At 64.7% G+C, this 21,805-nt stretch carries 19 protein-coding genes; 6 read left to right on the forward strand and 13 right to left on the reverse strand.

Features of this window, described 5'->3' with window-relative positions:
• From J0I79_RS07760 to J0I79_RS07785, 6 genes are all read right to left on the reverse strand, one after another.
• The coding region (locus J0I79_RS07760; RefSeq protein ID WP_292856232.1) for a glycine betaine ABC transporter substrate-binding protein at positions 1-389 on the reverse strand (389 nt) is incomplete at its 3' end.
• An 80-nt stretch (positions 390-469) separates the two neighbouring features.
• Positions 470-1,297, reverse strand: a complete 828-nt coding sequence (locus J0I79_RS07765) for an SDR family NAD(P)-dependent oxidoreductase (protein ID WP_292856234.1) — start codon at positions 1,295-1,297, stop codon at positions 470-472.
• A gap of 57 nt (positions 1,298-1,354) precedes the next feature.
• The gene (locus J0I79_RS07770; RefSeq protein ID WP_292856235.1) at positions 1,355-2,125 is read right to left on the reverse strand and encodes a glucose 1-dehydrogenase; all 771 of its coding nucleotides are present in this window, start codon (positions 2,123-2,125) and stop codon (positions 1,355-1,357) included.
• A gap of 13 nt (positions 2,126-2,138) precedes the next feature.
• Positions 2,139-2,624, reverse strand: coding sequence for an acetone carboxylase subunit gamma (locus J0I79_RS07775; protein WP_292856237.1), 486 nt, complete (start codon positions 2,622-2,624; stop codon positions 2,139-2,141).
• Entirely contained in the window at positions 2,621-4,825 is a 2,205-nt protein-coding gene (locus J0I79_RS07780) for a hydantoinase B/oxoprolinase family protein (RefSeq protein WP_292856239.1), read from the reverse strand. Before J0I79_RS07780 ends, J0I79_RS07775 begins: the two co-directional genes overlap by 4 nt.
• Positions 4,826-4,839: 14 nt before the next feature.
• Positions 4,840-6,981, reverse strand: a complete 2,142-nt coding sequence (locus tag J0I79_RS07785; RefSeq protein ID WP_292856241.1) for a hydantoinase/oxoprolinase family protein — start codon at positions 6,979-6,981, stop codon at positions 4,840-4,842.
• Between the two features lie 110 nt (positions 6,982-7,091).
• Here J0I79_RS07785 and J0I79_RS07790 point away from each other — a divergent pair, with 110 nt between their 5' ends.
• The gene (locus J0I79_RS07790) at positions 7,092-7,871 is read left to right on the forward strand and encodes a helix-turn-helix transcriptional regulator (protein WP_292856242.1); all 780 of its coding nucleotides are present in this window, start codon (positions 7,092-7,094) and stop codon (positions 7,869-7,871) included.
• A gap of 44 nt (positions 7,872-7,915) precedes the next feature.
• Here the strand turns inward: J0I79_RS07790 and J0I79_RS07795 are convergent, their stop codons facing one another.
• Together J0I79_RS07795 and J0I79_RS07800 are read right to left on the reverse strand one after the other, a co-directional pair.
• Complete coding sequence (locus J0I79_RS07795) at positions 7,916-8,191, reverse strand: type II toxin-antitoxin system RelE/ParE family toxin (RefSeq protein ID WP_292856244.1); 276 nt, start codon at positions 8,189-8,191, stop codon at positions 7,916-7,918.
• Positions 8,192-8,211: 20 nt separating this feature from the next.
• A complete protein-coding gene (locus J0I79_RS07800) occupies positions 8,212-8,493 on the reverse strand; it encodes a type II toxin-antitoxin system ParD family antitoxin (RefSeq protein ID WP_292856246.1) in 282 nt (93 codons plus the stop codon).
• A gap of 350 nt (positions 8,494-8,843) precedes the next feature.
• On the opposite strand from J0I79_RS07800, the gene J0I79_RS07805 reads away from it, so the two are divergent.
• From J0I79_RS07805 to J0I79_RS07815, 3 genes are all read left to right on the forward strand, one after another.
• Complete coding sequence (locus tag J0I79_RS07805; protein WP_292856248.1) at positions 8,844-11,018, forward strand: alpha-ketoacid dehydrogenase subunit alpha/beta; 2,175 nt, start codon at positions 8,844-8,846, stop codon at positions 11,016-11,018.
• Between the two features lie 47 nt (positions 11,019-11,065).
• The gene (locus J0I79_RS07810; protein WP_292856250.1) at positions 11,066-12,664 is read left to right on the forward strand and encodes an ABC transporter substrate-binding protein; all 1,599 of its coding nucleotides are present in this window, start codon (positions 11,066-11,068) and stop codon (positions 12,662-12,664) included.
• A gap of 118 nt (positions 12,665-12,782) precedes the next feature.
• Positions 12,783-14,012, forward strand: coding sequence for an aminotransferase class III-fold pyridoxal phosphate-dependent enzyme (locus tag J0I79_RS07815; RefSeq protein WP_292856252.1), 1,230 nt, complete (start codon positions 12,783-12,785; stop codon positions 14,010-14,012).
• Positions 14,013-14,046: 34 nt separating this feature from the next.
• Here the strand turns inward: J0I79_RS07815 and J0I79_RS07820 are convergent, their stop codons facing one another.
• Entirely contained in the window at positions 14,047-14,784 is a 738-nt protein-coding gene (locus J0I79_RS07820; protein ID WP_292856254.1) for a GntR family transcriptional regulator, read from the reverse strand.
• 116 nt (positions 14,785-14,900) lie between these two features.
• Here J0I79_RS07820 and otnK point away from each other — a divergent pair, with 116 nt between their 5' ends.
• Together otnK and J0I79_RS07830 are read left to right on the forward strand one after the other, a co-directional pair.
• Positions 14,901-16,265 carry a 3-oxo-tetronate kinase gene (gene otnK / locus J0I79_RS07825; protein ID WP_292856255.1) on the forward strand — a complete coding sequence of 455 codons (1,365 nt, stop codon included), beginning with the start codon at positions 14,901-14,903 and terminating at the stop codon, positions 16,263-16,265.
• Positions 16,265-16,903 carry a class II aldolase/adducin family protein gene (locus J0I79_RS07830; RefSeq protein WP_292856257.1) on the forward strand — a complete coding sequence of 213 codons (639 nt, stop codon included), beginning with the start codon at positions 16,265-16,267 and terminating at the stop codon, positions 16,901-16,903. Before otnK ends, J0I79_RS07830 begins: the two co-directional genes overlap by 1 nt.
• A 26-nt stretch (positions 16,904-16,929) precedes the next feature.
• On the opposite strand, the gene J0I79_RS07835 is transcribed toward J0I79_RS07830, so the two are convergent.
• The 4 genes from J0I79_RS07835 to J0I79_RS07850 all read right to left on the reverse strand — a co-directional run bounded on the left by J0I79_RS07835 (position 16,930) and on the right by J0I79_RS07850 (position 21,803).
• Positions 16,930-18,366, reverse strand: coding sequence for an NAD-dependent succinate-semialdehyde dehydrogenase (locus tag J0I79_RS07835; RefSeq protein ID WP_292856259.1), 1,437 nt, complete (start codon positions 18,364-18,366; stop codon positions 16,930-16,932).
• A gap of 18 nt (positions 18,367-18,384) precedes the next feature.
• Positions 18,385-19,626: a CaiB/BaiF CoA-transferase family protein gene (locus J0I79_RS07840; protein ID WP_292856308.1), complete on the reverse strand. Its 1,242-nt coding sequence runs from the start codon at positions 19,624-19,626 to the stop codon at positions 18,385-18,387.
• Positions 19,627-19,698: 72 nt separating this feature from the next.
• Complete coding sequence (locus J0I79_RS07845; RefSeq protein ID WP_292856260.1) at positions 19,699-20,736, reverse strand: dipeptide ABC transporter ATP-binding protein; 1,038 nt, start codon at positions 20,734-20,736, stop codon at positions 19,699-19,701.
• Positions 20,733-21,803 (reverse strand): ABC transporter ATP-binding protein, encoded by a 1,071-nt coding sequence (locus J0I79_RS07850; RefSeq protein ID WP_292856261.1) that lies wholly within the window; start codon positions 21,801-21,803, stop codon positions 20,733-20,735. Before J0I79_RS07850 ends, J0I79_RS07845 begins: the two co-directional genes overlap by 4 nt.
• Between the last annotated feature and the right edge of the window lie 2 nt (positions 21,804-21,805).

A 21,805-nucleotide genomic window follows, 5' to 3' on the forward strand; every position in this document is an offset into this window, starting at 1 on the left:
ACCTTTTCCATGAACTTCGGATAGATCCAGCCTTCGCGTGTCTTGAGGTCGAGCTTGCCGACATCCTCGATCTTCTTCTCGGCCAGCACCTTGGGATAGATGTCGCCGACATTGTTGAGCCAGATCTCGACCGAGGCGCTCAGCGTGCCATCGGCAAGACCGGAGAATTGCGGGAAGTTGCCGGCGGTGACGTATTCGACCTTGTAGCCCAGCTTCTCCATCAACTGCCCGGCAATGTGGGTGGAGACATGCGCGCCGGTCCATTCCAGCATGGCCAGCTTGATCGGCTCGTCCTTCGCCCCGAGGTCGGCGGTTCGTCCCGGGCTGCTGGCTGCAAGCAGGAGCGCCAGCCCGATGCCGGCGCCTTTCAAGACATTGGTCCTTTTCATCTCAGTTCCCCTGTCGGTTGGACTTTTCCTTGCCTATGCCGGCCTCCTCCCATGAAGGCCGCAACCATCGGGTTTGGGCGCTACCACAGCGCCCCGCCGGTGATCTGTATGTTTTCCATGGTGATGCCCCTGGCGAGGTCCGAGCACAGGAAGACGGCAAGGGCGGCGATCTCCTGCGGCTGCAGCATTCGCTGCTGCGGATTGCCCCTGGCGATCTCGGCCATCGCCTCCTCAGCCGTGCGCCCCTTGCCTTCGCGCTCGACGACCTGCGCTACGTTGCGGCGCATCAGTTCCGTCTCGACCCAGGTCGGGCTGATCATGACGCAGGTGACGCCGTGCGCGGCGCCTTCCAGCGCGACGCAGCGGGTCAGTCCGAGGAGCCCTGCCTTGGAGGCACAGTAGGCAGGATTGTCCTTCCAGCCGACCGAAGCAGCGGTGGATCCGATATTGACGATGCGGCCCCAGCCGCGTTCGATCATGCCCGGCAGCACGGCGCGCGTGGCGCGGAAGGCGCCAGTCAGATTGGTGTCGACGATCTTGTCCCACAGCGCGTCGGAATGGCCGCAGACCGGTTGCTCGGCGGTGGTGCCGGCGGCATTGACCAATATGTCCAGGGGGCCGATGGCGGCTTGCGCGTCGGCGGCGAACCGGTCGGTGACCTCGCTGTCGCGGACATCGAGATGGGCCGCGTGGACCTTGCCGCCATGCGCGGCAAGCGCTGAGCGCACCCGCTCGATCTCGTCAGCGCCGGGATAATAGGCTGCATCGTTCTTTTGGCTGCCGGCCGGCGCGATGTAGGAGCCGACCGCCACGTTGGCACCGGCCTCGGCAAGCGCCGTGGCGATGGCAAAACCCATTCCGGAAAAGCCGCCGGTGACGAGGGCGCTGCGCCCGGAAAGACTTGTCATCAGGCGGGTTCTCCAGGCAGTTGCGCGGGCGCGGCAGGGCCCGGCGAGGTGCGGGATTCAAACGGCAAGATAGCCTCCGTCGACGACCATCTCGGAGCCGGTGACGAATTTGGATTCATCCGAGGCGAGGTAGAGGACCATGTACGCGATGTCGTTGGGCTCGCCGAGGAACCCTATGGGGTGACGGGCCAGCGCCTTGGCCTTCTCCTTGTCGAGCGTGCCGAGGTCGCGCAGATAGTTTTCCGTCTGTGGGGTCCAGATGTAGCCGGGATGGATGGAGTTGCAACGGATGCCGTAGCGCTGCTCCGCGCAATGCACCGCGACCGCCTTGGTCAGCGTGCGCACGCCCCCCTTGGAGGCACAGTAGGCGGCGAGATCGGCCTCGCCGATTATGCCGTCGATGGACGACAGGTTGATGATCGAGCCGCCGCCGGAGCGCTTCATCAGCGCTATGCCTTGCTGGCAGCCGAAGAAGACCCCGTCGAGGTTGACGGCCATCGTGCGCCGCCATTCGGCGAGCGTGGTGTCCTCGATATTCCTGGCGATGGCGATGCCGGCATTGTTGACCAGCACGTCGAGCCGGCCAAAGCGTTTCGCAACCGCATCCATCACCGGCGGCCAGGCCTCGGGGCTGGAGACATCGTGCTGGATATGGAGGCTTTCGCCACGGCCCCAGGTGATCAGGTCTGATGTCTGCCGGGCAGCCGCCTCATCGATGTCGGTGACGACCACCTTGGCGCCCTCGGCCGCGAGCAGCAACGCGGCCGCCCGCCCGAGGCCCATGCCGGCCCCGGTGACGAGCGCTACCTTGCCTGCGACGCGGTTCACAAGATCAGTTTCCCTACAAGGGTTTGCCCAGCCATTCGCGATAGAAGCCTTCGAGATCAGGTTCGAAATCGTGCACGATGGGGTAACCGGGCGCGGCCGCCTCCACCTCATGCAAGGTCCCGCATCGCGGGCAGATGAACTCGCGGATTTCCATCCAATCCGGATCCGGCAGATCGCTGTTGGGATAGATCTCGCGCAGCGATTCCTCGGTGTCGCGTACGATGATCGAAGCCTTCAGCTTCCAGTTCTTGCGATAGTCGCCGAAGGAATGGCCGCATTCGCATTTCGTCACCCGCTCGTCACCGCTCTGGCAGATGAACAGGTGGTCCGAGACCGGCAGCAGGATCGGATCTTTCCAGCCGACGCGGTCCTGCAGCACCGCCACGTATTTGAAGAAGCGATCGTCGTCCTTGTAGGCGCTCATGACGCGGCGCGTCTGCGGCCAGGGCAGCGTACCCGCGACCAGATCGGCAATGACTTCCTTGCTGTATGAGGTCATGGCTTTGCTCCCGGCATGAAGATCGATCTGGCGTCGACTTTCCAGAAATCACTGAAGTCCCTGGTGAAGCGCGACGACAGCTTGATGGCGCTGGCATACATTTTCTTCACCTCGGGGGCGAAGTCGGCCTTCTCGACGCGGCTGCGCTCGGCCGCGATCCATTCCGAGACGGGCTTCGCCCTGGCCAATCGGGCGGCGCGCATCTCGGCGCGGTGACGCCTGGTGGCTTCGATGTTGGCGACAGGATAGCCGTCCTCGTCTTCATCCAGCATGATGCCGAAAATACCCTCGGCCGCTTCCTTGGTCAGAAAGCCGTTCTCGACGTCCCAGGCGGTCTTGACCGGATCGCGCTCCAGCACGTCGCCGTAGCCGCCGCCGCCATTGTAGGAATGGGTGAAGACGTCACCGGTCTTGTGCGGCGCGGTGATGTAAGGTCCCTCCATCGTCACATGCTCGCCCTGCAGCCGGACTTCGAGTTCCGAGCGATGCGGATTGGTGCCGGTGTGATGCGCCAGCGGCGCCCCCTTCCCCGCCAATTCGAAAATATTCGAGTCGCGCACGGCGCGATGCTTCTGGCAGGTGGGCGCCGGATAGCCGCCGCACATGCCGCCATTGTCGAAGACGCGCGAGGAATGTTCCGAGGTGACCAGCCGCAGATGATCGGTCTTCGAGACCAGCCAGGTCGACAGGAAGGCACAGCCGCCGCGATACTTGCCGGCGCCGCCGGAGTTGGGAACGATGGAGCGGCCGATGTAGAACATCGGCATGTTCTGTTCCCAGATCTCGATGTTGCCCATGTCGGATTCGGGGTTCCAGCCGACATAGGCGGTGTCGAGCCCGTCCTTGATGGCGAGCGCACCGGAGCCGGCGGCGGCGCATTCGAAATGCGCCATGCCGAACAGCGAGCCGTACTGGCTGGTGCCACCCATCTCGATCATCGGGCTGTTGACCTGGCCGACGAACGCTTCCTCGACGAAGCCACGGCCGATGAAGGAGCGCGACAGCAGCCGCTGGAAGACGCCATAGGCCGGGAGCAGCAAGGCCCAGGACGTGGCGGTCGCCACCATCTCGCTGTCGGGGTTGGTCCAGGTGCCGTGCGGCAGCTTCAGCTCGGTCGCCATCCAGGCGCCATCATTGACGAGGCCTTCGAAATTCATGTGCTGGGTCAGGGTGACGAACATGCCGCCATCCATGCCGGCCGGCGTGCAGTTCATCGAATGGTAGCCCCAGGGCTGCGTGCCCTCGAAGTCCATGATGATCTTGCCGTCTGTTGTGATCTCCATCTCTATCGGCATGTTGTAGAGCCAGTCGGGATCGCCGAGCGGCTGGTAGCCCGGTTTGCCCTTGGTGACGTGGCCGTAGAAGGTGTGGCCACGATAGATGCCGGGCACGGTGAGCTGGCGCGTGCGGGCGAGCTGGGCGCGTCGTCCCTCCTCGATGAATTCCTTCGACACCTGCATCCAGTAGTCGAGGCCGATCTCGTCGATCAGGCCTTTGACGCTTTCGCGCATGTCGATGCAGGAGGCGACCTTGGCCTTCTCGTCGAGCACCCAGTAGATCGGCATGCGCAAGTTGCGCTCGCAGCGGATGACATAGTCGCGACGCAGCTCGTCGTTCTCGCCAACCTTCTCGGCGCAGACGAACAGCCCCTCGGTGAAGCGCTCCTGCGCCAGCGCCACGTCGCCGCCTGGCGTGATGCCGCCGGCCTCCAGTTCGTGGCAGACGGCGCCGGCCCAGCCGACCAGCTTGCCCGAATGGAAGATCGGCACCACGTCCATCACGTCGGGCACCTGCACGGTGCCGATGAAGGCGTCGTTGTTGGCGAAGATATCGCCGTCGCGGATTCGCGGATTTTCCTCGTAGCCGTTGCGGATCATCCATTTGATGAAACGGCTCATCGTATGCACATGCACCATGATGCCGTTGGAGAGCGCGATCGCGTCGCCCTCCGGCGTGTAGATGGCGACCACCATCTCGCCGACCTCGCGCACGCCGGGCGAAGCCGAGATGCGGCGGGCCATTTCGCGGGCCGACACGCAATAAGCGCGCAGCTTGGTGTGCAGCGTCTCGAACTTCAGCGGATCCTGGTTGCGCAGTTCGAGCTCGGTGATGCCGTCATAGCAGCCGGTCTCTTCCATCAGCCGTTCGGATTCGATCAGCCGTTCGCGGATGCGGAGCGCGGAAGCGGGTTTGTCCAGCATGGCAACAGCCCTTATCAAGCGTGGGTGTAGTGCAGCAGCGTCCATTCATCGACATGGACACGATCCTGCGGGTGAACGACGAGCGTCGTGGCGGGGTGTTCGATGATGGCCGGGCCGGTAACCTCATGGCCGGGCTGCAGGAGGTCCATCTCATAGAGATCGGCCTTGTGCCAGCGGCCGCCAATATAGGCCTCACGCACGCCCTTGTGGGCGGATACCGGGTCGGATTTGCCGAGCGGGCGCTTGACCAGCGTCGGCTTGACCTTGTCGGCGGTGGCGATCAGCCCGAGCTCAGTGATCGAGAAGCCGGCCTCGCCATAACGCGAGACCCGATGGTTGACCTTGGCATAGACGGCCTCGAATTCGGCGATGATCTTGCGCATGTCATCTGGCGAGTTGACGGCCGACAGCGGCGCCATCACCTCGACGTCCTCGAGTTGGCCGGTGTAGCGCATCATCAGGAACGGCACGGTCCTGATCTTTTCGCGCGCATGACCATCCGCGATCATCTCGTCGACCGCGGCCTTGGTCAGGTCGTCCCACACGGCTGTCACCCGGGTGCCAAAGGCCTGCAATTCGTCGTCTCCGGCGCGCGCGCCGATGTCGATCTGGGTCGACACGGAGTGGCGGCGCATGAAATCGGCGGTGGTGCAGCCGAAGGCCGAGAAGGCGGCGGCAAACTGGAAGGTGATGATGTCCTTGAAGCCGATGCCCCTGGAGCAGCCGGCAAGGTGCAATGGTCCCGAGCCGCCATAGGAGAGCAGCGTGAATTCGGAGGGATGGATACCCTGGCCTGATATGACGCGGCGCAGCGCATTGTTGGCGTCGGCCTCCAGCATCTCGATCATGCCTTCGGCGGCTTCCTCGACGCCGACGCCGAGCAGGCGCGAGCATTTCTCCTCGAAGGCTTTTCGAGCCTTCTCGACCTGCAGCACGACCTTGCCGCCCAGAAAATAGTGCGGGTTGAGACGGCCGAGGATGGCGTCGCAGTCGGCGATGGTCGGCTCGGTGCCGCCCTTGGCGAAGCAGATCGGGCCGGGGTCGGAGCCGGCGCTTTCCGGTCCGAGCGAGACCTTTTTCGTCAGCGGATCGACCTTGAGGATCATGCCGGCGCCGGCGCCGATCGTGTCGAGATGCAGCGTCGGGACGTTGAGCTTGAAGCGGTCCATCAACGGCTCGTTCTCGATGCGCGTCTGGCCGCGGGTGATGACACCCATGTCGAAGGAGGTGCCGCCCATGTCCGAGCAGATCAGCGAGTCGTTGCCGATCAGCTTGCCGACATAGGCGGCGCCCAGGATGCCGCCGATCGGGCCGGAGATCATCGTCTCGTGCAGGCGCGGATGGTTGATCGAGGTCAGGCCGCCGAAAGACAGAAGCGTCTGCACGCCGTATTTGAAACCGTATTTCTTCGAGACGTCCTCGATGCCCTTGAGCTGCTTGCGGCCGCGCGAGGTGGCGTAGGCCTCGATCAGCACCGAGTTCAGCCGCGACTGTTCGCGGATGACCGGGCGCACCTCATGACTGGTGTAGACGAGGATGTCGGCGCCGGCAGCCGATATCTCCTGGCGGCAGATCTCCGCTATGCGTTTCTCGTGTACGGGATTGACGTGCGCGAAGATCGTCATGATGCAGATGCCCTCGACCTTGTCGGCGATCAGCTTTCTGGCCGCCGCGGCGACTTCATGTTCGTAGAGCGGCAGGATGACGTCGCCGAACTGGTCGATGCGCTCGGTGACGCCATGGGTGCGGCGGCGCGGCACCAGTGGATCGGGATGGTGATGTGTCACGGCGTGCAACCGGTCGGCATAGGAATAGTCGGCCCAGGCCTGCAGGCCGCGCCCCATCAGGATCATGTCCTCGAGGCCCTTGGTGGTGATCAGCCCGAGCTTGCGGCCGGTGCGCGACAACAGCGTGTTGAGCATGCCGGTGCCGGAATAGAGCACGACGTTCACGCCGGAGAACAGGTCCTGGAGCGAGATGCCCCAGGCGTCGGCCGCGTCCTCGGCGGAAGCCAGGAATCCTTCGGCCTCGTTCTTCGGCGTGGTCGCCGACTTGCCGATCTTGAAGTGGCCGTCCTGATCGACAAGGATGGTGTCGGTCATGGTGCCGCCGGCGTCGATGCCGATAACAATGGGGTTGGTTGTGATCTGGTCCACGGGTCGCCTTCCCTCGTCGAGAATGGCCACAGGCTAGATTCGATCGCGCGGATCGCGCCATATGCCTAAAGGCACAATGACGGGCGGGCACCCCTCGCAGACAAAGAGGCATGCGCATGGCCAATATCTGGGCGCCGCTCGCCAGGGCAATCGCCGCCACCGGCACGGACAGACATGTCGACTGCCTGATCGACCTGATCGGCGCCGATATCGAGCATGACCTCGTCACGGTAACGCGTTACTCGGCGACGCAGACACCGGAATTCGTCAAGCACCGGCGCTTCTCGGATGAAATGGTCCGGCGCTATCTCGACAACTACTATGTCTTCGACCCGTTCTATGCCTCGTGGCGGCGCGAGCGCCGGCTGGGCATCATGCCGCTGAAGCGGCTTGCCGACGACGAGGCCAAGCGTGGCCAGTACATAGCCGGCTTCCTGGCGCAGTCGGAAATCTGCGACGAGGTCGGCATCATGCTGGCGGATGGCGGAGACTGGTGCCTCGGCATCTTCCTCGACCGTTCGACGGCATCCTTCAAGGATAGCGAGATCACGTTGCTGGATGAGCGGCTGCCGGTGTTCGAGGCTCTGCACGCGCTCGACATCAAGGCGCGTGGGCGGGATTTCTTCCGCACATCGGCGCCGACCGGCCCCGGCGCCTCGCCCCGGCAGGAGCCCAATATCCCGGCAAGCCTGTGGCCGGAACTGTCGTTGCGCGAGCGGGAGCTGGTGCAGCTCATCCTCGCCGGCCATCCAACGGCCAACATCGCCGATCGCCTCGGCATCACCGTCGGCACCGTCAAAAACCACCGCCGGCGCATCTACGAGAAGCTCGACATAACGACGGAGCGGGAGCTTTTCCTGCAGTTTTTCCAGCATCGGGCGGATAGGTGATAGGATCGGGCGCAGCCTCGTCAATCAGGCTTTTCGCGTGGCGGTTAAAGTTCGTCCTCCCAATTGGCCCCGCCGTAGAATATCCGGAAAATCACCACTTGGTCGGGCTCCACGGCAAAGGTTAGCGTCAAACGGCGCTCGAAACCAATGACCCGAAGTCCAGGCCGCAGGTCGTCACGGCGCGTCCCTCGCTCCGAGGCGTAGTCAAAACGCCCGCAATAGGCTTCGATCCGCTCGATATAACGGATCGCCGTGGCGTTGCCTGCAGCGGATGCAATGGTATCGTATATCCACCGCAAGTCCGCTTGGGCTTCTGGCATCAGAACAACGTGCCGCCGTTTCACTCGTCGCCCTTGAGCCGTGTAGCGTGGTATGCACGGATGCCGTCAAAACCTTCGTCGAGCGGGATCACTCGGGAAGTGTCCGCCTTCCATCTGTCATAGGTCGGCACGACTTCCTCGCGGAGCCAGCGCTCCACAGCCGCGTCGCGCTCTTGCAAGGCACGAAGCCCGGCGCGGATCACTTCGCTGCTGGTCGCATAGGTTCCCGATTCGACGAGACGGTCGATGAAAGCAGCCTGCTCCGTCGGCAGGCTAAAGGTGCGTTTTTCGGTGGCGGCCATGGATTTCTCCTACAGGGTCGGTGTGATAATATCATACCAACTCTGAACCGCACCTGAAATCTGAGAACCGCCTTGCCGTGAAGAACGGCGATACGTTCGCTACGGCCAAGGGCATAACGCCCTTTTATCCGGCATTCAGTTTTCGAGAGCGAAATGTCTGCCCGACCATCTCAAAATTCCTCTTGCGGAACGGCGCCGTCCCGGCTTAGTCTCGGCTTTGAGCAGAAAATGAAATTTAATTCCATTTACCTGCCAGACCCCGCGAACCAGTGACATGCCCCCGACATAAGCCGCCACGACCCACAGAGAGAATATTTGATATATCATCTACCGGAATGGAACTAGCGTAAATGGTCCAGCAGACAGCGATCCAGCCATCGGCGCCCTGGTTGCGGCTCGACGTCGACGATTCCGACTGGAACGCCGCCGAGGCATCGGGCCTCGTGCGCTGGTATCACCAGATGCTGCTGATCCGCCGTTTCGAGGAAAAGGTGCTCGATCTCGCCAATGCCGGGCTGGTGCACGGGCCGGCTCACGCCAGCATCGGCCAGGAGGCGACGGCCGTCGGCGCGATGTCGATGCTCGGCACCGGCGATCGTATCAACGGCACCCATCGCGCCCACCACCAGGTTCTGGCCAAGCTGGTCAACGCGCAGACGCCGGCGGGGTTCGATCCGCTGCGCGACGATTTCAACACGCCGATGCAGGGCTCGGTGCGCGGCCTGATGGCCGAGATCATGGGGCTCAAGTCAGGCTACTGCGGCGGACGCGGTGGTTCGATGCACATGCGCGACGACGCCTCCGGCATCCCAGGCACCAGCGCCATCATCGGCGGCAACCTGCCCCATGCGGCGGGCTACGCGCTGGCCGACAAATTGCAGGGCAATGGCAACATTTCGGTCGCCTTCTTCGGCGACGGCACGATGATGGCGGGCCCGGCCTATGAGGCGATGAACATCGCCGCGCTTTACCGGCTGCCGGTGATCTTCTTTGCCGAAAACAATTTTTATGCCGTCTCCACCCATGTCAACGAACAGACGCGCGAGACGCGGCTTGCCTCGCGCGGCCCGATGCTGGGTTTTCGCGGCATCGAATGCGACGGGATGGATGTGGTGGCGGTGCACCATGCCATGCGCGAGGCGCGTCGCACGATCGAGGAGGAAGGCGGTCCGGTTCTGGTCGAGGCGCTCTGCTACCGCTTCCTGCACCAGAGCGGTGCCCGCCCCGGCAGCGAATTCGGCTATCGCACGCGTGCCGAGGAAGACATCTGGAAGGCGCGCGACCCGATCGCCAACATGGCCGCCCGTCTGAAGAAGATGGGAATTCTCGGCCAGGCAGACCTCGCCACGCTCGACCAGCGGGTAATGGATGTCGTCAACACCGCCGCCGGCTCATTGACCGAGATGAGCGGCAATGCGCTGCGCATTCCCGACCATCTGTGGCCGAACCCCGATGACGTCGACAATCAGATCCGCGGCGACCTGTCCGAACTGGACGACGAGCGCTTTCTCGAGATCGAGGACGTGCCGCCGGCCGAGACCAAGCCGCTCAAGTTCATGGCCGCCGCATCGGAAGTCATCGCGCGCGCCATGGAGCAGGACCCGCGGATCATCATCATGGGCGAGGACGTGCACCGGCTGCGCGGCGGTGTGTCCGGCGCCACCAAGGGCGCGCTGGAGCGCTGGCCCGAACGCGTGCTGGCGATGCCGATCGCGGAGAACGGTTTTGTCGGCGTGGCGCTGGGCGCGGCCCTTTGCGGCTTGCGGCCAATCGTCGAGATCATGTTCGGCGATTTCTGCCTTGTCGCCGCTGACCAGTTGTTCAATGCGGTCAGCAAGGTGCGGCACATGTTCGGCGGCGGCTTCCCAGTGCCGATCGTGGTCAGGGTCCGCGTCTCGCCGCACACCGGCTATGGCTCACAGCATTCGGGGGACCCGTCCGGCCTGTTCGCGCTCTATCCGGGCTGGCGCATCGTCGCCCCGACGACGCCCTTCGACTATGTCGGCTTGATGAATTCGGCGCTGAAATGCGACGATCCGGTCGTCGTCATCGAGCATGTCGAACTGTTCACCAGCGAAGGTCCCGTTCCGACCGAAGACCGCGATTATTGCGTGCGGCTGGGCAAAGCGAAAATCGTCAGGCCAGGCAGCGCCTGCACGTTGCTGACCAGCGCCAGCATGGTTGCCGTCGCAAGACAAGTTGTCGAGGAGACGGGCGTCGATGCCGAGATCATCGACCTGCGCAGCCTCGACCCGACCGGGCTCGACTGGCCGCTGTTGGAAGCGTCGATCCGCAAGACCAACCGCGTCGCGGTGGTCGAACAGGTGCAGCGCGGGCTGTCGCTCGGCGGGCGACTGACGCAGGAAATTCAGGAGCGCGTGTTCGATTATCTCGACCACGAAATCCTGCATGTGACGGGAAGCCTCTCGGCCCCCGTCGTATCGGCCCCGCTCAATCGGGCCGCCCTGGGCGGCGCCGACAAGCTCCGGGCCGCGCTTCGATCCCTCACGGTCGTGAGCGGGTAGAGCAACGCATTGCCACGAAGATCAGACAAGAAAATGGGAGAACCGACATGACCATCCTACCAAGAAACAAGACCAGGGCGACCCTGCTGGCCGCCGCGCTGATGGCCACGAGCGCCTTCTGGGCACCGGCCAGCTTCGCGCAGGACGAGAAGCCGCTGGTCATCGCGCGCAACATCGACCTCAACTCGCTCGATCCGCACCGCGCCTTCTGCGACACCTGCCAGATCTACAATTCCAGCGTCTATGAATCGCTGCTGACGCTCGACAAGGACAACAAGCTGATCCCGCTGCTCGCCTCCAAGTGGGAGAGCAATGCCGACCAGACCAGCTTCACTTTCACGCTCGATCCGGCCGCGAAATTCTCCGACGGCTCGCCGGTGGAAGCCAAGGACGTGAAGTGGTCCTGGGAGCGGCTGAAGAACCTCAAGGGCAGCGCTTCGTTCCTGATGGACAATGTCGCCTCGATCGAGGCCCCGGACGCGCATACGGTCGTGGTCAAGATGGTCGCGCCGTCGTCGGAATTCCTCAACATCGCGGCCGCGCCCTATACTGCGGTCGTCAACAGCAAGGTTGCCGAGGAAGCCGGCGCCAAGGCCGGAGCCGACGCCTCGACCACCGACAATGCCGAGGCGTGGTTCCTCGCCCACTCGGCCGGCAGCGCGCCGTTCGTGCTGAAGTCCTATGAACCGAATTCGGAAGTGCGCCTGGCGCGCAACGACAAGTACTGGCGCAAGGCGCCGGCGCTGAGCGAAGTCGTCATCCGCCAGACCAAGGACGCCGTGGCGCAGGCGCAGATGCTGCAGAGCGGCACCGCCGACATCGCCATGCAGATCGACCCGGACACGGCCAAGACCATCACCGGCAACGACGTCAAGATCGAGACGGTGCCGTCCTACAACTTCATCTATGTCGCGCTGTCGCCCGGCGCCAAGGCCAACAAGGTGCCGCTGACGGCAGAGGTACGCGAGGCGATCTCGCTCGCGCTAGACCGGCCGAGCATCCTCGACTTCACCATCGGCTCCGAGGGTCAGCTGATCAGCGCGCCGATCCCGCTCGGTTTCCCCGGCGGCTCGGGCTTCGAGGAGCAGCCTTACGATCTCGCCAAGGCAAAGGAACTGCTTGCCAAGGCCGGTCACGCCGACGGCTTCGAGATGGAAGCCGCCTTCCCGGGCATGAACGTCTATGGCGTCGACCTGTCGCTGCTGATGCAGAAGGTCCAGCAGGATCTGGCCAAGGTGAACATCAAGCTCGACCTGCAGCCGATCCCCTTCGCCAACTGGCGCGAGCGCATCAATGGCGACGGCATCCCGATGACCGCCGTCTTCTACGCGCCGGACTATTACGGCACCTCGCAGTACATCGAGTATTTCGCCATGACCAAGGGCAGCCCGTGGGCGCGGCGCGCCGGCGCCGAGCGCGAGCCGTCGGTGCTCAACCCGAAGGAGGCCGAACTCTACAAGGCAGCGCTCGCGGCGAGCGGCGACGAGGCCGCCAAGCTGTGGCACCAGGCCGGCGAGGAGATGATCAAGGACAGGGTGATCCTGCCGCTGGTCAGCCCGAACCTGATCCTGGCCTACAAGTCCGACGTCAAGGGCGTGCGCTACAGCGCCTGTTGCAACCTGCCGCTGGCCGAACTCAGCCACTAAGCGAACCAATGGTGGGGGAGTGGAAGCTTCCCCACCATTTCCTGCCTCTCGGTATGGGAATTCCGGTGGCGAGACATTCAATCTTCAATATATGATATATCAAAATGCGGAGATCTACATGCCTTCCCTGATCAACTCCAAGGACCAGCTGTTGCGCGACCGCGCCGCCTCGGTCATCCCGGGCGGCATGTGGGGACATATGTCCACGCGCTATCTCGGCTCCGCCTATCCGCAATTCTTCGAGCGCGCCGACGGCTGCCGGGTGTGGGATGTCGACGGACGCGAATACATCGACCTGATGTGCAGTTGGGGCCCGAACATCCTCGGCCATCATCATAAGGCAGTCGAGGAAGCGGCGGCGCGGCAGCGTGGCCTGGGCGATGCGATGAACGGCCCCGGCGAAGTGCTGGTCGAACTGGCCGAACTGCTGGTCGAGACCGTCGCGCATGCGGACTGGGCGATGCTGCAGAAGAACGGTACGGACGCCACCACCGCCTGCGTGACCATCGCACGTGCCGGCACCGGCCGACGCAAGGTGCTGGTGGCGCGCGGCTCCTATCACGGCGCGGTGCCGTGGTGCACGCCTTCGCTCGCCGGTGTCACGGCGGAGGATCGCGCCCATCTCATCCATTTCGACTATAACGACGTCGCCAGTCTCGAAGCCGCCGTGGAGCAAGCCGGCAGCGACCTTGCGGCGATAGTCGTCACCGCCTTCCGCCACGACATCGCCCGCGACCAGGAACTGCCGACAGCAGCCTTCGCCAAACGGGCCCGCGAACTCACCTCGGCCGCCGACGCTGCTCTGATCGTCGACGATGTCAGAGCCGGTTTCCGCATCGACCTCGGCGGCAGCTGGGAGCCGCTCGGCGTGCGGCCGGACCTGTCGGCCTTCTCCAAGGCGATCGCCAACGGCTACCCGCTGGCTGCCATCACCGGCAACGACCGGTTCCGCGAAGCCGCGACCAAGGTCTATGTAACGGGTTCGTTCTGGTATGGCGCCGTCTCCATGGCGGCGGCGGTCGCCACCATCAGGACATTGCGCGACAGCAATGCGATCGCCGCCATGAATGCTGCCGGCGAAAGGCTGCGGACAGGTCTCGACGCTGCGGCGAGGAAGCACGGGCTGTCGCTACGCCAGACCGGCCCGGTGTCGATGCCGATGGTGCTTTTCGACGGCGACAGTGAATTCAAGAAGGCGGACGCCTTCTGCTCGGCCGCCTTGCGTGAGGGCGCCTATTTCCACCCCAAGCACAACATGTTCCTCAGCGCCGCGCATACGGCGAGGGATATCGACCTCGTGCTCCAGGCGGCCGACGCCGGCATGGCCGCGGCCGCGCAGCTGGCGTGAGCCGGCGGCAGTGCAACGCGCCGTAACGAATGGATCAACCGGCCGCCGAGACCAGGCGGCCGTTCTGCGCGGCCGCGCGCAATTCTTCAGGCGTGACCGAACCGTCGTTCAGCCGCTCCAGCACCTTGACCAGCAGCCGGCCGCCTTCGATCATGTCTTGCTGGATACCCTTGCGAACCCCGTTCTCGTCGCGCGCGCGCAGGGCGTCGAGGATGTCGAGATGGCGGTGGCGGCCGTCATAAGTCGGCCGGGCGTGCGGATACTGGTAGTTGACCAGCGGGCCGTTGCGCAACCAGATGCCCTCGATGATGGCAAGCAGCTCCGGCATGCCCGCCGCCTGGTAGATCGAGTGGTGGAATTCCCAGTTGTCGCGGACGGCCTCGAACCAGCGGCCATTGTCCTCGTTGGCGATCAGCTTTTCATGCACGTCGGCCAGACGATCGATCTCGCGCGGCTCGATGCGCGTGGTGGCCGCCGCGCCGGCCATGCCCTCGAGATGCAGGCGGATGCTGCGCAGCTCCAGATACTGGGCCAGCGACAACTGGGCGACGGTGATCGAGCGCCCCGCCTCCATCTCCAGGCCCTTCTCGCGCACCAGCTGCATAAGGGCCTCGCGCACCGGCGTTTCAGAGACTTCGAGGCTGGCGGCGAGGTCGCGGATCTTGAAGCGATGGCCGGGCCAGAAGCGGCCTTCCATCATGGCGCGGCGAAGCTCCTCGTAGACGCGGGTCGTCAGGTTGTCGCGCGCGATCGGCGCGATGGAAGCAGTCACATTCAGTCTCCGTCCTTGCGGCCGCGCCAGCGTCGTCCACGGCGCGCGGGCCGTGTATATGATATCACGACCGGCCTGACCATCGACATCGGACACGCAAAAATGAGACGAAGCGCATGACCGTGTCGACGCCTTCCCTATTGTTCGGCGCCATTGCCGACGACCTCACCGGCGGCACCGAACTGGCATCGATGCTGGTGGCGCGCGGCATTGCCACGGGATGCACGGTCGGGCTGGAAGCGCCGATCCCAACCGGCAACAGGGCCCATGTGATCCTGCTCAAGACACGCGTCATCGCCGCCGACAAGGCCGTGCGACAGGTGCTCGAGGCCGCGGAGCGGCTGGTCGAAGCAGGCGCAAGACAGATCTTCTTCAAATACTGCGCCACGTTCGATTCCACCCCTGCCGGCAATATCGGTCCTTGCGCGGAGGCATTGCTGGAACGGCTCGGGGGCGGCGTGACGCTGTTTACGCCGGCCCTGTGCGAGACCGGCCGCACCGTCTACCAGGGCCATATGTTCGGCGGCACGCAATTGCTGGGCGAATCGCCGAAGCGCTTCGATCCGCTGACGCCGATGACCGATTCCAACCTGGTTCGCGTGCTGCAGGCTCAGAGCCGCAGCAAAGCCGGTCTAATTAGCTGGCTTACCATCGACAGTGGCCCGGAAGCGATCCGCAAAGCCGTCCGTGAGAAAAGCGCAAGCGGAGAGACGCTGCTGCTCACCGACACGATACGAGAGCGCGACCTGGCGTCGATCGCGGAAGCGGCCTTCGATCTGCCGCTGATGACGGGCAATTCGTCCGTGGTCGCGCACCTGCCGACGGCCTGGCTGGAGCACGGACTGCTGAGCACCGACGATCTCATTCCGCCCAATCTGCCCGCTGTTGACGGACCGGCGGCGGTGCTGGCAGGCAGCGTCGCCGGCCGCACCATCGAACAGCTCGACCGATTCGCAGAGCACAATCCGCTGCTGTCCATCGATCTCGCCGGAGCCTTCGCCGGCCAGGATGTGGTGGCGCAAGCACGCGGTTTCGCAAAACGCCATCTGCCCGATGCGGTGATCGCCATCGCCACCACGGCACCGCAGCCGGCGGTCGAGGCACTTCAGCAGGCGCATGGGCGCGATGCGGTGGCTGCAAAGGCGGAATCAATTCTGGCCGAAATCGCAGGAATACTGGTGCGCGAATTCGGTGTGCGGCGCCTGGTGGTCGCGGGCGGCGAGACGGCAGGCTCGGTGGTCAAGGCGCTCGGCATCGACCGGATCGCCATGGGCGCCTATGAGGGGCCAGGCCTGTCGCGCGCCATTGCTCACCTGCCGGGCCTGTCCGACGACCCGCTGGCGCTGATGCTCAAATCCGGAAAGCTCGGCGGCCCGGATATTTTCGCCGACGTTCTGAAGGACATGACGCGGCCCACCTCCACCGCGCCGGCAATCGACACATGGCCGCCGATGATGGCCACCACAGGGAAAGCATCGTGATGGATATGCAAACCGCCCGCGCGGCACTGATAGCGGCGACCGAGACGCTGGACGCCAGCGGCATGAATGTCGGCACGACAGGCAATATCAGCGTGCGCACGAAGGATGGCATGCTGATCACGCCGACCGGAATTGCCACGAGCGCGCTGCGGCCGGGACAGATGGTGCCGATGCGACTCGACGGCTCCTGGGACGCGCCGTTCAAGCCGTCGAGCGAGTGGGAGATGCATGCCGAGATCTACAAGGCTTTCCCGGACGCCGGCGCGGTGGTGCATGCCCATCCCGACCATTGCGTGGCGCTGTCGTGCCTGCGCCAGCCGCTGCCATTGTTTCACTACATGGTGGCGGGCTTCGGGGGCGATGATGTGCGCTGCTCGGACTATGCGCTGTTCGCCTCGAGCGATCTCGCCAAGGCGGCCGTCGTGGCGCTGAAGGACCGCACGGCATGCCTGCTCGCCAATCACGGCATGATCGCCTTCGCCGGCGATCTCGACACGGCGCTCATACGCACCATCAAGCTGGAGACGCTGGCGCGGCAATATCTGTTGGCGCTCAGCGCCGGAACACCGGTGCTGATCGGCGAGACCGAACTCGCCGCCATTCGCGGACGCTACAAGACCTATGGCCAGCAGAAGTAGGCGGACGGAACGTCCGGGCGCCGCTTTCAGTCGGCCTGCAGATGCGAGACGAACTTCGCATTGAAGTAGCTCTCCAGCGCGTCGGCGCCGCCCTCGGTGCCATTGCCGGAATCGTTGATGCCGCCGAACGGCACTTCCGGCAGCGCCAGGCCATAATGGTTGATCGACACCATGCCGCTGGCGATGCCAGACGACATTTTTGCAGCACTCGCCGCCGAGCGGGTGAAGCCGTAGGCGGCGAGGCCATAGTTCAGCCGATTGGTCTCGGCCAGCGCTTCATCCAGCCCGCTCACCGGGGTCATCAGCGCCAGCGGACCGAACGGTTCCTCGTTCATGGCACGCGCATCCGTGCCGACGCCAGACAGCACAGTCGGTTCGAAGAAATAGCCGGAATTACCGATGCGCTTGCCGCCGGTGACGAGCTCGGCGCCCTTCTGGACGGCGTCATGGACGAGCTCTTCCATCGCCTGCACGCGGCGCGGATTGGCGAGCGGCCCCATGGTCGTGCCCTCGGCAAGGCCATCACCCACCTTGATCTGGCTGACGACATCGGTGAAGCGGCCGACGAACTCGTCATAGACGGCATGATCGACGAGGAAGCGCGTCGGCGCGACACAGATCTGGCCGGCATTGCGGAATTTCGATGCCGCCATGGAGCGTGCCGCACGGTCGAGATCGGCATCTGGCAGGACGATGACGGGCGCATGGCCGCCAAGCTCCATCGTCGCCCGCTTCATGTGCAGGCCGGCCAGCGACGCTAGTTGCTTGCCGACCGGCGTCGAGCCGGTGAAGGAGATCTTGCGGATCACCGGGTGCGGGATGAGATAGGACGAGATTTCGGACGGCGTGCCGTAGACGAGGTTGACGACGCCATCGGGCAGGCCGGCATCGACGAAAGCGCGCACCAGCTCGGCCGGCGAAGCCGGCGTCTCTTCCGGACCCTTGACGATGATCGAGCAGCCGGCGGCAAGCGCGGCCGACAGTTTGCGCACCGCCTGGTTGAGCGGAAAATTCCACGGCGTGAAGGCGGCGACCGGCCCGACCGGCTCCTTGATCACCGACTGGCTCACCCCTTCGAGGCGCGCCGGCACGATGCGGCCATAGGCGCGGCGCGCTTCCTCGGCGAACCAGTCGATGATATCGGCGGCGGCGAAGGCCTCCATACGCGATTCCGCGATCGGCTTGCCCTGTTCCAGCGTCATCAGCGTGGCGATGTGCTCGTTGCGCTCACGCAGCAGGTTGGCCGCCTTGCGCATCAGTTTGGAACGGTCGAATGGCGAAACGCGCCGCCAGGCATCGAAGCCTTTCGCCACGGCGGCCAGCGCCTCGTCGAGGTCGGCTATGCCGGCATGGGAAAGCGAACCGAGTTCGGCCTCCGTCGCCGGATTGACGATCGGCATCGTACGGCCGTCGCGCGCTGGCCGCCACGAGCCGCCTATATGGAGATGAACGTTGGGATACATGTAGGGCTCCGTGGCAGGTCAGGCGGAAACAGGTTCGGCGGTGGGCGTGTATATGTCGATCGCGCCGACATCGATCAGGTCCCGGATACTGTCGGCGCTGTAGCCAAGCACAGTGCTCAGCACGGCCTCGGTATCCTGGCCCAGCATTGGCGGCGCGGTGAATTCCGCCGTCAGCTGCGCGGCGAGCCCCTGCGCCGGGCGCACCATGGCGACGGAACCGAGATGGGGATGCGGCAAGGTCTGGACGAGGCCGCGCTCGCGCACATTGGGGCTGTCGAACACTTCCGGGATCGACTTCACCGTGCCGGCCGGCACGCTTGCGGCGGCGCAGGCTGTCATCCAGTGGTCGCTGGTCTGCGTCTTGAAAACCTCCGCGAGTTGCGGGATCAGCGCCGCGCGGTTGGTCGCGCGAGCGCCGGCCTTGATGAAGCGGGGATCGCTGGCCAGATGAGGCAAGCCGACGACCTTCTCGCAGAGCGCCGCGAACTGCCGGTCATTGCCGACCGCCAGCGCGAACCGGCCATCCGAGGTCTCGAATATCTGGTAGGGCACCACGGTCGGGTGCGCATTGCCGTAGCGCGCGACCTCCCGCCCGGTGTTGAGATAACCGCTACCGACATTGATCAACAGGCTCAGTGCGCAGTCGATGAGCGACAGGTCGAGGAATTGGCCCTTGCCTGTCGTCGTGCGTTCGAAAAGCGCCGCGAGAACCGACTGCGTCGCCACCATGCCGCAGACCACATCGGTTATGGCGACGCCGACACGCATCGGCTCGCCGTCGCTCTCGCCGGTGATGGCCATCAGGCCGCTTTCGGCCTGCATGACGAAATCATAACCGGGACGGTTGGCGTCGGGACCGGTCTGGCCGTAGCCGGAGATGGAACAGTAGATCAGGCCCGTATTGGAGGCGCTGAGTTCCTTATAGCCGACGCCCAGCCGGTCGGCGGTGCCGGCGCGAAAATTCTCGACGACGACATCGGCCTTGGCGGCCAGTTCGCGCACGATCGCCAACCCTTCAGGACTCTTCATGTCGAGCGCGATGCTCTGCTTGCCGCGATTGGCGGAGAGATAGTAGGTCGAGACGCCCTTGTAGCTCGGCACCGACCACGCCCTGGTGTCGTCGCCGCCATCGATGTTCTCGATCTTCCAGACCTCGGCGCCGAGATCGGCGAGGCTCATCGTCGCCCAGGGGCCGGCGAGCACGCGCGACAGATCGAGCACCTTAATGCCCGCGAGCGGCAGTCGGTTGCGGCTTGCCATGCCGGCGTCGCTGGGACGGTCTTCGATCACGATCAAATCCTTCAAAGATAATTCGACGTCGGCCTGCGTATGTCAGGCGGCCTTGAACGCGTTGACGGGTTCCGGGAAATGGCAAGCGACGCGATGTTTGTCGCCGGACGGACCTAGCGGCGGCTCGACCGAGGCGCAGATCGCCTGCGCCTTGAAGCAGCGCGTGCGGAAGCGGCAGCCCGACGGCGGATTGAGCGGGCTCGGCACGTCGCCCGACAGCACGATGCGTTCGCGTTTGCGCTCCTTCTCGGGGTCGGCGAGCGGCACCGCCGACAGGAGCGCCTGCGTATAGGGGTGCAGCGACCGGGAATAGAGTTCGGCCGCCGGCGCGATCTCGACGATCTTGCCGAGATACATCACCGCGACCTGATGCGAGATGTGGCGCACCACAGACAGGTCGTGGGCGATGAACAGGTAGGAGGTGCCGAAGGACTGCTGGATATCCCTGAGCAGATTGAGCACGCCAGCCTGAACCGAGACGTCGAGCGCCGACACCGGCTCGTCGAGGATCACCACTTGCGGATTGAGCGCGAGCGCGCGCGCGATGACGACACGCTGGCGCTGGCCACCGGAAAGCTCGTGCGGGTAGCGACGGCCGTGTTCGGGGTTGAGGCGGACGAGTTCCAGGAGCTCGGCGACGCGGGCGCGGCGGTCGGCCTTCGACATGTCGCTGATGCGCAGCGGCTCGGCGATGTTGTCGGCGATCCGCATGCGCGGGTGCAGCGAACCATATGGGTCCTGGAAGACGAGCTGGATGTAGCGCCGCATCTGGCGCATGTCTTCGTGGTTCAGCGCCAGAAGGTTCTGGCCACGGAACCAGCTTTCGCCGCTGGTCGGCTCGATGAGCCGCATCAGGCAGCGGCCGAGCGTGGATTTTCCGCAACCGGATTCGCCGACAAGGCCCAGCGTCTCGCCTGCCGCCACGTCGAAGGAAACATCTGCGACCGCCCGCACATGGGCAACCGCCCGGTCGAAGACCAGACCGCCGCGCACCGGGAAATCCTTGACCAGGTGGCGGACAGACAGCGCGGGCGCCTGTGCCGATGCCGCTTCGGTCTTGTGTTCGGCCGCTGCACTCATCGGGCTACGCTTCCAGTCTCGAGGACCGCCGGCGCCAGCGAGGCGCTGTGGAACGGCGGCAGGCTTGTCGCGAAGTGACAGGCGGAGAAACGGCCTCCCACATCGAGCAAGGGCGGGTCCTGCTCCCGGCAGCGCGCTTCGGCGTATATGCAACGCGGATGGAAGGCGCAGCCGCCCGGCAGACGGCCAAGCGCCGGCGGCGAGCCTTCGATGGAGAACAGGCGCTCGCGGCTTTCTTCCAGATTGGGGATCGAGGCGATCAGCCCGCGCGTGTAGGGATGGCGCGGATCGGCGAACAGTTGGTTGACGGTTGCCTGCTCGACGACGCGGCCGGAATAGACGACGGCGACGCGGTCGGCGTGACCGGCAACGACGCCGAGATCGTGCGTGATCAGCACAAGGCCGAGACCAAGGCGTTCCTGCAGCGAGCGCAGCACGGCCAGGATCTGCGCCTGGACCGTCACGTCGAGCGCCGTGGTCGGCTCGTCGGCGATCAGCAGGTCGGGATCGTTGGCGACCGCCATGGCGATCACCGCGCGCTGGCGCATGCCGCCGGAGAATTCATGCGGATACTGGCTGACGCGGCGTTCCGGCTGCGGGATCGCCACCAAGGCGAGCAGTTCCACCGCGCGCGCCATGGCCTGCCTGTGGGTCAGGCGTTGATGCAGCCTGACCGCCTCGGCGATCTGGGCACCGACGGTCATCACCGGATTGAGCGAGGACAGCGGGTCCTGGAAGATCATGGCGATGCGCGCGCCCCTGATCCTGCGCATCTCGCGCGCCGGCTTGCCGACCAGTTCATCGCCCTTGAAACGGACGGAACCGGTGACGACCGCGTTCTTCGAGGTGAGGCCGAGCGCGGCGAGCATGCCGACCGACTTGCCCGAACCGGATTCGCCGACAATGCCGACCACCTCGCCCTTGGCGACATCGAGGTCGATGCCGCGCACCGCCTCGAACTGGCTGCCGGCCTTGCGGAACCCGACCCGCAGACCGCGTATGGACAGCAGCGGTTCGCCTGCCTTGTCGATCGCGCCGGAGCGCGCTGAGGATAGCTGTGCGCTCATCG

The organism is Mesorhizobium sp. (genome assembly GCF_017306585.1).
In the GTDB taxonomy this organism is placed as follows: Bacteria; Pseudomonadota; Alphaproteobacteria; order Rhizobiales; family Rhizobiaceae; genus Mesorhizobium.